Origin of the sequence: Spirillospora albida (assembly GCF_000718255.1) — a bacterium.
GTDB classification, from domain to species: Bacteria; Actinomycetota; Actinomycetes; order Streptosporangiales; family Streptosporangiaceae; genus Spirillospora; species Spirillospora albida.
Map to the genome: position 1 here is coordinate 334553 of NZ_JOFJ01000004.1, position 13155 is coordinate 347707.

12 protein-coding genes are annotated in these 13155 nt (G+C 74.8%); 6 read left to right on the forward strand and 6 right to left on the reverse strand.

Going from position 1 to position 13155, the window contains the following annotated elements; all coding sequences use genetic code 11:
* Positions 1-9: 9 nt before the first annotated feature.
* From IE99_RS0107985 to pdxH, 4 genes are all read right to left on the reverse strand, one after another.
* On the reverse strand, positions 10-2313 hold the full coding sequence (locus IE99_RS0107985) for a SpoIIE family protein phosphatase (protein ID WP_030165967.1): 2304 nt from the start codon (positions 2311-2313) through the stop codon (positions 10-12).
* 264 nt (positions 2314-2577) lie between these two features.
* Entirely contained in the window at positions 2578-3279 is a 702-nt protein-coding gene (locus IE99_RS0107990) for an iron-dependent transcriptional repressor DtxR (protein WP_030165970.1), read from the reverse strand.
* Between the two features lie 106 nt (positions 3280-3385).
* Positions 3386-4720, reverse strand: a complete 1335-nt coding sequence (locus IE99_RS0107995; RefSeq protein WP_084219355.1) for an MFS transporter — start codon at positions 4718-4720, stop codon at positions 3386-3388.
* Positions 4717-5406: a pyridoxamine 5'-phosphate oxidase gene (pdxH, locus tag IE99_RS0108000; RefSeq protein WP_030165976.1), complete on the reverse strand. Its 690-nt coding sequence runs from the start codon at positions 5404-5406 to the stop codon at positions 4717-4719. Before pdxH ends, IE99_RS0107995 begins: the two co-directional genes overlap by 4 nt.
* Before the next feature lie 139 nt (positions 5407-5545).
* Here pdxH and IE99_RS0108005 point away from each other — a divergent pair, with 139 nt between their 5' ends.
* The 3 genes from IE99_RS0108005 to serC all read left to right on the forward strand — a co-directional run bounded on the left by IE99_RS0108005 (position 5546) and on the right by serC (position 8240).
* The gene (locus tag IE99_RS0108005; RefSeq protein WP_051712213.1) at positions 5546-6658 is read left to right on the forward strand and encodes a citrate synthase 2; all 1113 of its coding nucleotides are present in this window, start codon (positions 5546-5548) and stop codon (positions 6656-6658) included.
* A gap of 106 nt (positions 6659-6764) precedes the next feature.
* On the forward strand, positions 6765-7091 hold the full coding sequence (locus tag IE99_RS0108010) for a hypothetical protein (protein WP_030165982.1): 327 nt from the start codon (positions 6765-6767) through the stop codon (positions 7089-7091).
* Between the two features lie 9 nt (positions 7092-7100).
* Positions 7101-8240: a phosphoserine transaminase gene (gene serC / locus IE99_RS0108015; protein WP_030165985.1), complete on the forward strand. Its 1140-nt coding sequence runs from the start codon at positions 7101-7103 to the stop codon at positions 8238-8240.
* 87 nt (positions 8241-8327) lie between these two features.
* On the opposite strand, the gene IE99_RS0108020 is transcribed toward serC, so the two are convergent.
* Positions 8328-9239 carry a class II glutamine amidotransferase gene (locus tag IE99_RS0108020; protein WP_030165988.1) on the reverse strand — a complete coding sequence of 304 codons (912 nt, stop codon included), beginning with the start codon at positions 9237-9239 and terminating at the stop codon, positions 8328-8330.
* Between the two features lie 16 nt (positions 9240-9255).
* On the opposite strand from IE99_RS0108020, the gene IE99_RS31730 reads away from it, so the two are divergent.
* The 3 genes from IE99_RS31730 to IE99_RS0108035 are packed head-to-tail and all read left to right on the forward strand — an operon-like array spanning position 9256 to position 12573.
* Positions 9256-9408, forward strand: coding sequence for a hypothetical protein (locus IE99_RS31730; RefSeq protein WP_157610128.1), 153 nt, complete (start codon positions 9256-9258; stop codon positions 9406-9408).
* Positions 9405-10424 (forward strand): hypothetical protein, encoded by a 1020-nt coding sequence (locus tag IE99_RS0108030; protein ID WP_030165991.1) that lies wholly within the window; start codon positions 9405-9407, stop codon positions 10422-10424. The genes IE99_RS31730 and IE99_RS0108030 overlap by 4 nt, the downstream gene beginning before the upstream one ends.
* Positions 10425-10479: 55 nt before the next feature.
* The gene (locus tag IE99_RS0108035; RefSeq protein WP_245623109.1) at positions 10480-12573 is read left to right on the forward strand and encodes a hypothetical protein; all 2094 of its coding nucleotides are present in this window, start codon (positions 10480-10482) and stop codon (positions 12571-12573) included.
* On the opposite strand, the gene thpR is transcribed toward IE99_RS0108035, so the two are convergent.
* A complete protein-coding gene (thpR, locus tag IE99_RS0108040) occupies positions 12510-13136 on the reverse strand; it encodes an RNA 2',3'-cyclic phosphodiesterase (RefSeq protein WP_051712215.1) in 627 nt (208 codons plus the stop codon). The two genes, IE99_RS0108035 and thpR, sit on opposite strands and share 64 nt — an antisense overlap.
* Positions 13137-13155 lie beyond the last annotated feature (19 nt).

Sequence of the window (13155 nt, forward strand, 5' to 3'; positions counted from 1 at the left end):
GGCCCGCCGTCAGGGCTCGAGGGGCAGCTGGAACCAGACGGCCTTGCCGTCGGACGTCGGGCGCGCCCCCCAGCGGGTGGCGAGCTGGTCGACCAGGTAGAGGCCGCGGCCGCCCTCGTCGGTCTCGCCGGCGCTGCGGATCCGCGGCAGCCGCATGTCGGAGTCGAACACCTCGACCCACAGCGCGTCCGCGCCGCGCCGCAGCCGGAGCCGGAACTCCTTCGTCGGCGGTTCGCGGCGGCCGAGGTCGGCGCCGAGGTTCCAGTCGTCCTCGTCGAACGCGCCGAACGGGTCGGCGATCCGGTCGGTGTTGAACTGGACGGGCGCGGCCAGCGGCTCGCAGGCGCCCGGCCCGGCCGGCGCCGGGATCGGGACGACCGGTTCGCGGCGCGGCGCGGGCGTCGCGGTGGCGTGCAGGACGACGTTCGTCACGACCTCCGAGACCAGCAGGCACGCCAGTTCGGCCTGCTCGTCGCGCATCCCCCAGGACGCGAACGCGTCCGACGCCATCCGCCGCGCCTCCGACACCATGATCGGCTCGGCGGCGAAGGTGCGCTCGGCGACGGCGAGCTCGTCCGCGCAGGTGCGGATCACGACGATCGCGACGTCGTCGTCGATGTCGCCGGGAACGGCGTCGTAGGCCGCGTTCGCGACCGCCTCGACCCCGCCGCCCGCCGCCGCCTCGACGGCGGCGCGGATCTGCTCGCGGGCCTCCTCGCGCGAGTAGTACTCGCCGTTCTCCTTCGGCCGCCGGTCGATCAGTCCGTCGGTGTAGAGGACGAGCGTCGCGCCCGGCTTCAGCTCGGCGGTCTCCTCGTTGAACAGGATCTCGCCGCCCATGCCCGGGGCGCGGACGCCGAGCATGGCGCCCTCGCTCTCGAACGGAAGGTCGGTGACCTCGCCGTCCACGATGAGGAGCGGCGGGTCGTGCCCGGCGTTGGCGAACTCCAGGACCCGCGACCACGCGTCGTAGACGAAGTACGTGCAGGACACCAGCGGCGGGCGGACGAGGTCGTCGCTGTTCCAGCCGGACCGCATCCGCTCCGGCCGCGTCATCGTCCGGACCCATTCGTCCAGCTTGCGGAGGATGTCGGCGGGCGGCTTGTCGTCCTGCGCGAACGCCCGCAGCGCGGCGCGGAGCTGTCCCATGACGGCGGCGGCGCGGGCGCCGCGGCCCTCGACGTCCCCGATGACGAGCCCGACGCGGCCCGCCGACAGCGGGATCACGTCGTACCAGTCGCCGCCGACCTGCGTCTGTATGCCGTGCCCGTGCGATTCGAGCGGACGCGCCGGCTCGTACCGCCAGGCGATCTGCAGGCCGTCCAGCCGGGGCGGCCGGTCGCCGGGCAGCAGGTGCTTCTGGAACGCGAGCGCGGTGTCGCGCTCCTCCTCGAACAGCAGCGCGTTGTCGACGGCGAGCGCGACCCGGCTGGCGATCGCGCCGAGCAGGTCGCGGTCGAACCCGTCGTAGTGGGGGTCGGGCCGCTTCGACAGGTTCGACAGGGCGAGGCTCATCACGCCGAGCAGCTCGCCGCGCACCAGCAGCGGCGCGGAGATCACCGAGGTGATGCCCATCGCCTCGCCGAGCCGCTGCGACGACTCCGTCGGCGCGGCGAACCGGTGCTGGATCATGTCCTCGACGAGGACGGCGTCGCGGCGGCTCATCGCCTTCGCGGAGAAGTGCCCCGGCGGGTAGGAGACGGGCTCGCCGACCTCCGCCCACGTGCCGGGGGGCGGCTCCCAGCCGCCCGCGTGCCGCGACACCCGCCGGTACAGCCGGTCGCCGCTGTAGAGGTCGATGAAGCAGTGGTCGGCGAACTGCGGGACGAGCGTGTCGGCGACCCGCCGCAGCGTGCTCTCCAGTTCGAGGGACCCGGCGAGCCGCTCCCCGATGCGCTCCATCAGGCCGTAGCGGTCCTGCTCGCGCTGGTTGGAGCGGAGCGCCTCGCGCGCGAAGATCACGACGCCGTCGACGGCCCCGGACGGGTGCCGCAGCGGCACCGCGTGCGCCCGCGTGTAGACGGTGCTGCCGTCCGCGCGCAGGTTGCAGAACGTGCCCTCCCAGACCCCGCCCTTCAGGACGTGCTTGGCGAGCTCGGTGGCCTGCTCGTGGTCCTCCTCGGAGATGCCGAGGGAGAGGATGGAGTGCCCGATGACCTCGTCGCCGCCGTAGCCGAACAGCTGCCGGGCGAAGTGGTTGCCGTAGATGACGTTGCTGAAGCGGTCGCAGACGACGACCGCCATCTCCATCTGGTTGAGGACGGTCTCCGGCGGCAGGCGCGCCTCCAAGGGCGCTTCCCCCCAACGCTTCATCTCCCCATCCCGATCACAGAGCCGTCCCGGACGCACCCGACGGTGGCGCGGTGCCGCGGCCCGGCCGCCGCCCGCGTCCTCCCCGTCGTATTGAACGACGGAACGGCCACCGGGACACGCCCGAACGGCGCACCGGAACGGAGATCTTCGGTATAGACCGCGAAGGCGGAACGGGGCCCGCGCACGCCTGGCCCGCGCACGTCCGGACGGTCTGCGCGGGCGCAGACCGGCGGGGCGGGGGCGGGGGCGGACACGCGGCGACGGTCAGCGCCTGCTGACGAAGACGTGCTCGGCGATGTCGCGCGGGAGCTCGGTCTCCGGTCCGTCGGCCTCGTCGTCACAGGTCACCCGCACCCCGTCGTCCGTCGCCCGAAGCGTCACCTCTCGTCCGGGTTGTATCCCCATGTGCTTGAGTCTAAGCATCAGATCGCTGTCGCTCTGGACCTGCTCGCTGATGCGCCGGACCACCGCGCCGGCCCCGGCGGGGCTCGCGACCGCGGTCATCACGGCGAGCGGGGCGGAGTCGGCGACGCCGCCGCGGCCCCCCAGTTCACCCAGACCGGGGATGGGGTTGCCGTGGGGGCAGGTGGTGGGGTTGTCCAGCAGCGCGACGATCCTGCGCTCGACGTCCTCCGACATGACGTGCTCCCACCGGCACGCCTCGATGTGGACGTCCTCCCAGGGCAGGCCGATGACGTTCACCAGCAGGCATTCCGCCAGCCGGTGCTTGCGCATGACCCTGGTCGCGAGGCCACGGCCGCTATCGGTCAGTTCGAGGTGCCGATCGCCCTCGACCCGGAGGAGGCCGTCGCGCTCCATCCGCGCCACCGTCTGGCTCACCGTCGGACCGCTCTGGGACAGCCGTTCGGCGATGCGCGCGCGAAGAGGGATGATCCCTTCCTCTTCGAGTTCGAACACCGTCCGGAGATACATCTCGGTGGTGTCGATCAGGCCGTGTGAGGTCACAGCTCCCTCCAGTCTTATGGCACCGAGTCTACGCGCTCCGGCAGCCCGTCGCGGGGCGTGAGCGAATATCGCGAGGGGCGCGGGCGGACGGCGCCCGCGCTTCCGGCTAGCCGCCCGGCGCGGCCGTCCGGGTGTCGTAGCGGAGCAGGGCCGGGACGGCCAGCGCCGCGACGACCACCAGCACCGCGCAGGCCAGCCCGCCGCCCACCCAGGACGCCGTCGCGCCGGCGACGCTCGCGGTCGCGCCCGCCCGCAGGTCGCCGAGCCGCGGCCCGCCCGCGACGACGACGGTGAACACGCCCTGAAGGCGCCCGCGCATCTCGTCCGGCGCGTACGTCTGAAGCATCGTCTGGCGGAAGACGGCGGACACCAGGTCGGCGGCGCCGCCCGCCGCGAGCAGCGCGACGGCGAGCCACAGCTGCTCCGCGAGCCCGGCGGCGGCGACCGCCAGGCCCCAGACCACGATCGACGCGACCAGCGCGACGCCCTGCCGACGCACCCGCCCGATCCAGCCGGACGACAGCCCGCCGAGCACGGCGCCGATCGCGATCGCCGCGAACAGCCAGCCGACCGCCGCCTCGCCCCCGTACCGCGTCTCGGCCAGCTCGGGGAACAGGGCGCGCGGCATCGCGACCCCCATCGCGATGATGTCCACGACGAACGACATCAGCAGGACGGGCTGCGTCCACAGGTAGGCGAGACCGTCGATCACCGACCGGAGGCCGGGCGTGCCCGTGACGTCGCCGAGCGGCGGGATCGGCGGCAGCCGCAGTGCCGCGTACAGGGCGAGGGAGAACAGGACGGCGTCCAGCCCGTAGGCGGCCGCGTAGCCCCAGCGGGCGAGGAGCACGCCCGCGAGCAGCGGGCCGGCCAGCATCCCGACCTGGCTCGCGGTGAAGTTGAGGGTGTTGGCGGCCGGGACGAGCGGCTCGGCGACGAGCCGCGGGACGATCGCGCTGCGGGTCGGCGACGACACCGCGAACCCGGTGGCCTGCACCGCCACCACCGCCATGATCAGCGCCAGGCTCTCCAGCCCCAGCAGCGCCTGCGCGAGGAGCAGCAGGGTGGCGGCCCACATCACGCAGGACGCGGCGAACAGCAGCCTGCGCCGGTCCCTGTGGTCGGCGATCGCGCCGCCCCACAGGCCGAAGACGATCAGCGGGACCAGGTTGACGATCCCCAGCATGCCGACCCAGAGCGACGACCGGGTCATCTCCCACACCTGGACCGGGACCGCCACGGCGGTGACCTGGAACCCGACGAAGGAGACGCCCTGCCCCATCCACAGCCGCCGGTAGGCGCCGTCGGCGAGGGGCCGCGTGTCGATCGCCACGCGGCGCAGCGCACTCCGCCGGGACGCCTTCACCCTGATCGTCTCGGCCCCGGCGCAGTGATCCTCGCCGGGCGCGTCCTGCGGGGTCGGCCGCTGCTCCGCGGTCACGGCGACAGCCGCTCGATCACCCAGTCCCCCTCCGCGTCCCCGTCCGCGCGGCGGTAGCGGATGCGGTCGTGCAGGCGGTCCGGGCGGCCCTGCCAGAACTCGATCGCCTCCGGGACGAGCCGGTACCCGCCCCAGAAGTCGGGCAGCGGAACGGCGTCGCCCGGCGATCCGGAGCCCTCCGGGCCCGCGCCGGGATCGGGCCAGCGCTCGGCCAGCTCCGCGAACCGCCGCACCAGGACGTCCCGTCCCTCGATCACCGCCGACTGCTCCTCGCTCGCCCACGCGCCCAGCCGCGACCCGTAGGGACGCGTCCGGAAGTACGTGGCCGACTCGTCCCTCGGCAGCTCGTGCACCGGTCCCGACGCGCGCAGCTGCCGGTGCATCGCGTGCCACGGGAACACGACGGCCGCGCGGGGGTTCTCCGCGAGGTCGCGGCCCTTCAGCGACGTCCGGTTGGTGAAGAAGCGCAGGCCCTGCGGCCCGTACCCCTTCAGCAGGACGGTCCGGGCGCTCGGCGTCCCGTCGGCGGACGCGGTGGCGAGCACCATCGCGTTCGGTTCGGGCAGGCCGAAGGCGTGCGCGTCGGCGAACCAGCGGGCGAACAGCGCCAGCGGGTCGGCGGGCAGCGCGTCCTCGGCCAGCTCACCGCCCTCGTAGGCGCGGCGGAGCCCGGCCGGGTCGGGCATGGGGGAGTCCACGGCATCTGAGCCTCTCACCAGGGCATTGTGCACTCTGCGGGGACCCTGGGTACTCACCGGTAGGGCGGACAGGGTTCAATGGCACGGCTACCGCCTTATCACTCTTGGGGACGAAAGGCAGGACGACATGTCCGACTTCAAACCCGGTCTCGAGGGGGTCGTGGCCTTCGAGACCGAGATCGCCGAACCGGACAAGGAGGGCGGCGCCCTCCGCTACCGGGGCGTCGACATCGAGGAGCTCGTCGGCCGCGTCTCCTTCGGCGACGCCTGGGGCCTCCTCGTGGACGACAGCTTCGACCCGGGCCTCGCCCCGGCGGACCCCCACCTCCTCCCGGTCACGTCCGGCGACGTCCGCGTGGACGTGCAGGCCGCGCTCCCGACCCTCGCCCCCGCGTACGGGATGCGCCCGCTGCTGGACATCTCCGACGAGGAGGCCCGCGCCGACCTCGCCCGCGTCTCGGTGACCGCCCTGTCGTTCGTGGCCCAGTCCGCGCGCGGCCTCGGCGTCCCGATGGTCCCGCAGAGCCGGATCGACGAGGCCGAGACCATCACCGAGCGGTTCATGGTCCGCTGGCGCGGTGAGCCCGACCCGAAGCACGTCCGGGCCATCGACGCGTACTGGGTCTCCGCCGCCGAGCACGGCCTCAACGCCTCCACGTTCACGGCGCGCGTCATCGCCTCCACCGGCGCGGACGTCGCGGCCGGCATCTCCGGCGCGATCGGGGCCATGTCGGGCCCGCTGCACGGCGGCGCCCCGGCCCGCGTCCTGCCGATGATCGAGAAGGTCGAGCGGCTCGGCGACGCCCGCAAGGTCGTCAAGGACATCCTCGACTCCGGCGACCGGCTGATGGGCTTCGGCCACCGCGTCTACCGCGCCGAGGACCCCCGCGCCCGTGTGCTCCGGCGTACCGCCAGGGAACTCGAGGCGCCGCGCTTCGAGGCCGCCAAGGCCCTGGAGGACGCCGCGCTCGCCGAGCTGCGGGAGCGCCGCCCCGACCGCGCGATCGAGACCAACGTCGAGTTCTGGGCCGCCGTCATCCTGGACTTCGCCGACGTCCCCACCGCGATGATGCCCGCGATGTTCACCTGCGGCCGCACCGCCGGCTGGGCCGCGCACATCCTGGAGCAGAAGCGCACCGGACGCCTCGTCCGCCCGAGCGCCCGCTACACGGGCCCCGGCACCCGCTCCCTCGGCGACGTCGCCGGTGCGGCGAAGGTCCTCAAGCGGAACGAGGGCTGATCCGGCCCCTCCCCCCGCATCGACCTCGAGGCCCCCGGTTCGCCGGGGGCCTCGCCCGTTCCCGGCGCGACCGCGTTCTTGCCATGATGGGCGCGTGAATCGCGACATGGACGACGAACCTCTCGAAGGCGACATCGGTCCCGCCGCGCGTCCGGACGAGCCCGCGCGCAGGGCGTCCACGGCCGCCGAGGAGATGCGGCGGCACGAGGCGGAGCGGGAGGCGCGCCGGCGGCGGACGAACGCCGTGTCGGGGCGCGTCGCGGCCCTCCTCGTCGCGGCCCTCCTCGCGTTCCTCGCCTACGACTCGGTCCGGACCGCCGTCGAGGCGCACTCGCGGGGCGACGACTGGATCTATCCGCCCGCCGTCATCGCCGCCGTGTGCGGTTGCGCACTATCGGCCCTGGTCGCCTGGACGATCAAGCGGGGCGGGTAGCCTTCTCGCGTGACCGAGAGCGCGAATCCAGCCATTGCCATCCCCGCCGACCTCAAGCCCTCCGACGGCCGCTTCGGATGCGGTCCGTCCAAGGTGCGTCCCGAGCAGCTCGCCGCGCTCGCGGAGTCCGGCTCGACCTACCTGGGCACCTCCCACCGGCAGAAGCCGGTGAAGTCCCTGGTCGGGCGGGTCCGCGCGGGCCTCGCGGAGCTGTTCTCCCTGCCCGAGGGGTACGAGGTCCTGCTCAGCAACGGCGGCACCACCGCGTTCTGGGACGCCGCCGCGTTCGGGCTCGTCCGGGAGCGGTCCCAGCACCTGGTGTTCGGCGAGTTCTCCGGCAAGTTCGCCAAGGTCACCGGCGGCGCCCCGTGGCTCGGCGACCCGACCGTCGTCTCCGCGGCCCCAGGCTCGCTGCCCGAGGCGTCCGCCGAGGAGGGCGTGGACGTCTACGCGTTCACCCACAACGAGACCTCGACCGGCGTCGCGATGCGGATCGAGCGCCCGGCGGGCACGAGCGCCGACGACGCGCTCGTGCTGGTGGACGCCACGTCCGGCGCGGGCGGCCTGCCCGTGGACGTCAGCGAGACCGACGTGTACTACTTCGCGCCGCAGAAGTGCTTCGCGTCCGACGGCGGCCTGTGGGTGGCGCTCGCGTCCCCGGCGGCGCTGGCGCGGATCGACGAGATCGCCTCGTCCGACCGGTACGTGCCGGAGTTCTTCAACCTGAAGACGGTCGTCGACAACTCCGCCAAGGACCAGACCTACAACACGCCCGCCGTGGCGACGCTGCTGCTATTGGCCGAGCAGATCGAGTGGATGAACGGCCAGGGCGGGCTCGCCTGGACGACCGCGCGCACCGCCGACTCGTCGCAGCGGCTCTACACCTGGGCCGAGAAGACGTCCTACACGACGCCGTTCGTGGCGGACCCGGCGCACCGCTCGCAGGTCGTCGGCACGGTCGACTTCGCCGACGGCATCGACGCCGCCGCCGTCGCGAAGGTGCTGCGGGCCAACGGGATCGTCGACACCGAGCCGTACCGGAAGCTGGGCCGCAACCAGCTGCGCGTCGCGATGTTCCCGGCGATCGACCCGGCCGACGTCGAGGCCCTCACCGCCTGCATCGACCACGTCGTAGAGAGGCTGTCTTAACTGCGATCGCCGCATCGCTCCGACTCGCCCAGGGGCTCGCTGCGCGATCGCGACGGTGGGGGTCACTGACGGCTGAGGTGCCCCTCCCTACCCGACGGAAACAAGTTCGCCGCGGGTGAGGGAGGGCAGGTCGGCCACACGGTGGCGGAGGCGTGCGCGGTCGCGTTCCTCGTCGGCGGGAGTGAAGCCCGTCCAGACGCGGGGGTCGAGGTCGAAGTCGCGGGCCGTCGGGACGAAGTCGGCCCGCGTCAGGATCTGCGGGCGGCCGCCCGGCCGGGCGGGTCCTATCCGCAGGTAGGTGCCCTCGTCGAGCTGGACGGCGGTGACGAACCGCGTCCGGGTGTGCCGCTGGATCTCCCGGAACCAGCGCGGGTTCGACGCCCAGTAGAAGTTCTGCGCGGTGTCGACGGCCACGGTCAGCGGGCTGAGCGCGGCGCGCGCGAGGTGGACGGTGCCGGGCCGGTCGCGGTCGGCCCAGGCGAGGGCGGCGCGTCCGACGATGCTCTCCAGCGCGGCGACGACGCCGGCCGCCGTACGGCGGCGCGACAGGAGCTGGAAGACCGGCTCGCTGTCGGTGGTGCCGAGGGCGGGCGGCAGCGCGAACCGGGTTCGCAGGTCGTCGGCGTCCACGTCGCCGTTGTGGGTGGCGACGATCCCGCCGGGGAGCACCATCGGGCTCGCGTTCACGAGGGCGTAGGGCGAGCCCTGCGTGGCCCAGCGGGTGTGGCCGAGCGCGATCGGCGCCCGGTCGAGCTCGGCGAGCAGGTCGTGGCGCCAGATCCCGGAGAAGCGGCCGCGTCCCTTCACGACGCGGCAGCCGCCGTGCCGGACGTCGGAGCGCCGGTCGTCCTCCCCCAGGACGACCGGCTCCTCCCCCGGCGGATCGCCGAACAGGGCCATTCCCGCCGCGTCGCGGCCGCGCTCCTCGGCGAGCGCGCCCAGCGCCACGAACGCGTCCGATACCCGTTCCGGGTGGTCGTCCCCCGGCGCTCGCACCATCCCGAACAATCCGCACATGTTGGATGAGATGCGCATCATGGGCGGCGGGTTCGCGGCGGTCACGCCGCCGAATAAGCTCGGGGGCGTGAACCGCGCGCCCCAATGGCTTCTCCCCACCGTGCTGACCGCGCTCATCCTGGCCGCGGTCGCCGGTGCGCTGCTGAAGTGAACCGGGACAGGACGGCCCGCCCGCGCCGCCGCGCGCCCGTCCGGGCCGCGGCGGCCCTGGCCGTCGCCGGCTGCGTCCTCGCCCCCGCCCCGGCGCACGCGGCGCGGGGCGGGGAGATCGCGTTCCGGATGGGCGATCCGCGGATCACCGAGTCCAGCGGCCTCGCGGTCAGCGCCCGGCACCCCGGGATCGTCTACACCCACAACGACTCGGGCGGCGTCGCGCAGATCTTCGCCGTCGACGGCGCGGGCCGGACGCGGGCCGTGCTGACCCTCTCGGGGGCGGGCGCGCGCGACTGGGAGGCGATGGCGCTCGGCAAGGACGAGCGGGGCCGTCCGGCGATCTTCGTGGCGGACATCGGCGACAACCTCGGCGGCGCGTGGCCGTTCGTCACCGTGTACCGGATCACCGAGCCCGCGGCGCTGGGGAACCGGACCGTCCGGGCGACGGCGTTCCGGCTGCGGTACGCCGACGGCCCGCGCAACGCCGAGACCATGATGATCAACCCCCGGACGAACCGGCTCTACATCGCGAGCAAGCTGTTCGGCGGCGCGGTCTACGAGGCGCCCGCGACGCTGCGCGCGGGGCGCTCCAACACGCTGCGCAAGGTCGGGGACGCTCCCGCCATGGCGACCGACGGCGCCTTCTCCCCCGACGGGAGGACCTGCGTCATCCGCACGTACTTCAACGCGAAGCTCTACGGCGTCGGCGCGGACGGAAGGCCCGGCAAGGCGCTGGAGACGATCGACCTGCCGATGCAGAGGCAGGGCGAGTCGATCACGTACGCGGCGGACGGCCGGTCGCTGCTGGCCGGGTCCGAGGGCTCGAACCAGCCGGTGTACGCGGTGCCGCTGCCGGGGAGCGCGCGGCCGTCGCCGTCGTCCTCGCCGGCCGGGAGGTCCGCGGAGGGCGCGCCGGAGCGCCACGACGCGGGAGGCGCGCGGGCGGGGCTGTTCCTCGCCCTCGCGATCGCCGGCGCGGTCGGGTACGGGCTGCTGCGGCGGCGCGGGACCTGACGGCCCGGATGACGAGGCGGTGGAAGGAGGCGCGGTGCCCGCGGGGCGTGTGAGGATGCCGGCTGTGGAGCATGAGCTGACGGGTCTGAGGGGGCCGCGCGGGCGGTGGCGGCCCGTCGCCGCCGGGCCGTTCGCCCTGGCGGCCGCGGGGCTCGCGCTGCTGCCGATCCGTCCGGTGTGGCTGTGGGCGGGCCTGATCGCGGCCGTGGCGGCGGTGCCGTGGCTGCTCGGCGCCCTCCCGGACGCGCGCCGCCGCGGGCTCCGGCCGTACTGGCGGCTGTCGGCGGACGGGCTGGAGCGGCGCGGGCCGGGCGGGCTGGTCCTGACCCGGTACGAGCGGTCCCGGATGGAGGGCCTCGCGATCACGACCGGGGACGGGACGCTGACCGTGCTGCACCGGTTCGGGCGCACCGCCGCCGGCACGCTGACGGGGATGGGGCTGGAGCCGCTGACGGTGTTCGTGACGGCCCGCCGGCTCGGCATCCCGATGCACGTCCTGGACGGCGAGGCGGCCGATCTGCTCGACCCGGCGCTGGACGAGGCGCTGCGCGTCCACGGGCTGGACGAGGACGTCCCGAGCGGCGGCCCGCTGCCCCGCGACACCGCCGCCGAGCAGCGGCTGCTCGACCAGGAGGCGGCGCTGCTCGCGGCGGCCCACGAGGCGGGCGTCGAACCGGCCGTCACCGCCGGGGACGCGCGGCTGGACGCCCCGGCGCCGGTGCCGGGCCGCCGCCGGATCGCGCTGCTCGGCGCGCTGACCGCGCTGCTCGGCGCGGTGATGGTCGTCCGGATCGGGCTGGCGGGCACGGGGACCTTCGACGCGCGGCTCGCCGCGGCGGGCTGGGCGCTCGCCGCGATGGGCGCGCTGCTGCTGACCCGGCGGCGGCTGCTGCGCGCCGGGCGGGTGCGGTGGACGGTCTCGCCTGTCCGGCTGATCGCGAACGACCGGCCCGGCCGGCGCGGCGCGGTGGTGCTGCCCGCCGCGCGGATCGCGGCGCTCGTCGTCGGGCCGGGGCTGCGCGCCGACCCGCTCACCGGGGAGCCGCACGCCGCGGAGCTCGCGGTGCTGGCGTTCGGGCACCGGCTGGAGCTGCTGGCGCGGCTGCCCGCGCACGGCCTGGACGGCTTCCAGCTCGCGCACACCCTCGACGACCACGGCTACCGCGTGATCACACCGGGCGCGCGTCCGCCGCGCCGCCCGGCCTACGGACTGGACGGGCTGCCGGAGATCTTCGCGCAGGTGCCGGGCGGGCGGCTCGTCGTCGCCGACGGCGGGCTCGGCTGGGCCGACGCGGTCGGCGACGTGGTGCTGAGGATGCCGGAGGACCGCATCGGCGGCATCGAGCTGCTGACGATCGGCGGGCACGCGTGGGTCCGGCTGTACGACCAGGAGGGCGACGAGTTCTTCGCGGCGCCGCTGTCGGCGCTGCGGATCTCGCGGACCGATCTGCGGGACGGGGCGCGCCGCGCCGGGCTGCCGGTGAACGACGCCGAGTACGACGCGTACCTGAGCGCGGCGTTCCACTCGGCGGTGTCGACGCTGTCGGCGCCCGCGCCGGAGCCGGTGGCGCCGCTCCCGATGCCGGGCAGGACGCTCCGTCCTGCGGCGTCCGGGCGTCCGGAGGCGGATGCCGCGGTCGCCGTCACGCCGCCGCCCGGCCCGGTGACGGCGCCCGGCGCGGTGCTCGACGCGACGCCCCGCTCGCGGGTGGGGACGTACGCGGTGAGCGTGCTGCTGTGCGAGGCGGTCGCGGTGATCGGCGCGGTCTGGCTGGGCCCCGAGCTCGGCGGGTTCGCCGCCACGGCGGGCTGGACGGTGCCCGCCGGGCTGCTGGCGGGGCTGCTCGGCTACTGGCTGTACGACCGGAACCGGCCCCTGCTGCGGGTATCGGCGGCGGGCCTGGCGGTCGTCACCCGGCGCGGCCGCGTCGAGTGGGACCTCGGCCGCGACCGGATCGGCGGCATCGGGATCGACGAGGCCGCCGAGCGGATGCCGCGCGTCGTGGTGTGGGGGCCGTCCGGGCGGGTGCTGCGCCAGGTGACGTTCCCGCCGGACGTGGCGAAGCTGCGCCGCGCCTGCGAGCGCTACGGGGTGCCGTGGGGGCCGCCGGACGCCGACCGTCCGGTACCACCGCCGCCGGAGCTCTGATCGCGCAGCGACCAGCTCTTCAGCGGCTCGTACGTCAGCGCCGCGTACTGCTTGCCGGGCAGATGGCTGCGCACCAGCTGGACGGACTCCGCCGTCCACGGCCCGCCCGCGAACGCCGCGAGGGACTCCAGCAGCGGCCGCACGTCCACCGGCGTCCGGGACCGGGCGAGGGTGAGGTGCGGGCGGAACGACCGGTGCTTGTCGGGGAGCGTCCCGGCGCGGCGGCCGGCCGCGGCGACGGACGCGGCGAGCCGGGCGAGCCGGCGGCGGTCCCCGTACAGGCCGGTCCACAGGACGCGGGCGTGCGCGCCGCTGCCGGGGAAGGCGCCCGCGCCTGCGAGCGACAGCGTCGGCCGCTCGTGCCGGCCGACGGCGCGCTCCAGCCGGGGCAGCAGCCGGTCGAGGGTGCGGTCGTCGACCTCGCCGAGGAACGCGAGCGTGACGTGCAGCAGTTCGCGCCGTATCCAGCGCAGTTCGGGCACCTCGGCCCGGACCGGCGAGACGGCCTCCTCGAGCTCGTCCAGGATGTCCGGCGGTGGTACGACCGCCACGAAGAGCCTCATGGGGCTGTCCGGAGAGCCA

Bases quoted from the DNA above. Each gene is read 5' to 3' on its own strand.
- IE99_RS0108020 (WP_030165988.1), bottom strand. From the start codon at position 9,239: ATGGTGCGAGCGCCGGGGGACGACCACCCGGAACGGGTATCGGACGCG.
- IE99_RS0107985 (WP_030165967.1), bottom strand. From the start codon at position 2,313: ATGAAGCGTTGGGGGGAAGCGCCCTTGGAGGCGCGCCTGCCGCCGGAG.
- pdxH (WP_030165976.1), bottom strand. From the start codon at position 5,406: ATGCCCGACCCGGCCGGGCTCCGCCGCGCCTACGAGGGCGGTGAGCTG.
- IE99_RS0108010 (WP_030165982.1), top strand. From the start codon at position 6,765: ATGGACGACGAACCTCTCGAAGGCGACATCGGTCCCGCCGCGCGTCCG.
- thpR (WP_051712215.1), bottom strand. From the start codon at position 13,136: ATGAGGCTCTTCGTGGCGGTCGTACCACCGCCGGACATCCTGGACGAG.
- IE99_RS0108005 (WP_051712213.1), top strand. From the start codon at position 5,546: ATGTCCGACTTCAAACCCGGTCTCGAGGGGGTCGTGGCCTTCGAGACC.
- IE99_RS31730 (WP_157610128.1), top strand. From the start codon at position 9,256: ATGTTGGATGAGATGCGCATCATGGGCGGCGGGTTCGCGGCGGTCACG.
- IE99_RS0108035 (WP_245623109.1), top strand. From the start codon at position 10,480: ATGCCGGCTGTGGAGCATGAGCTGACGGGTCTGAGGGGGCCGCGCGGG.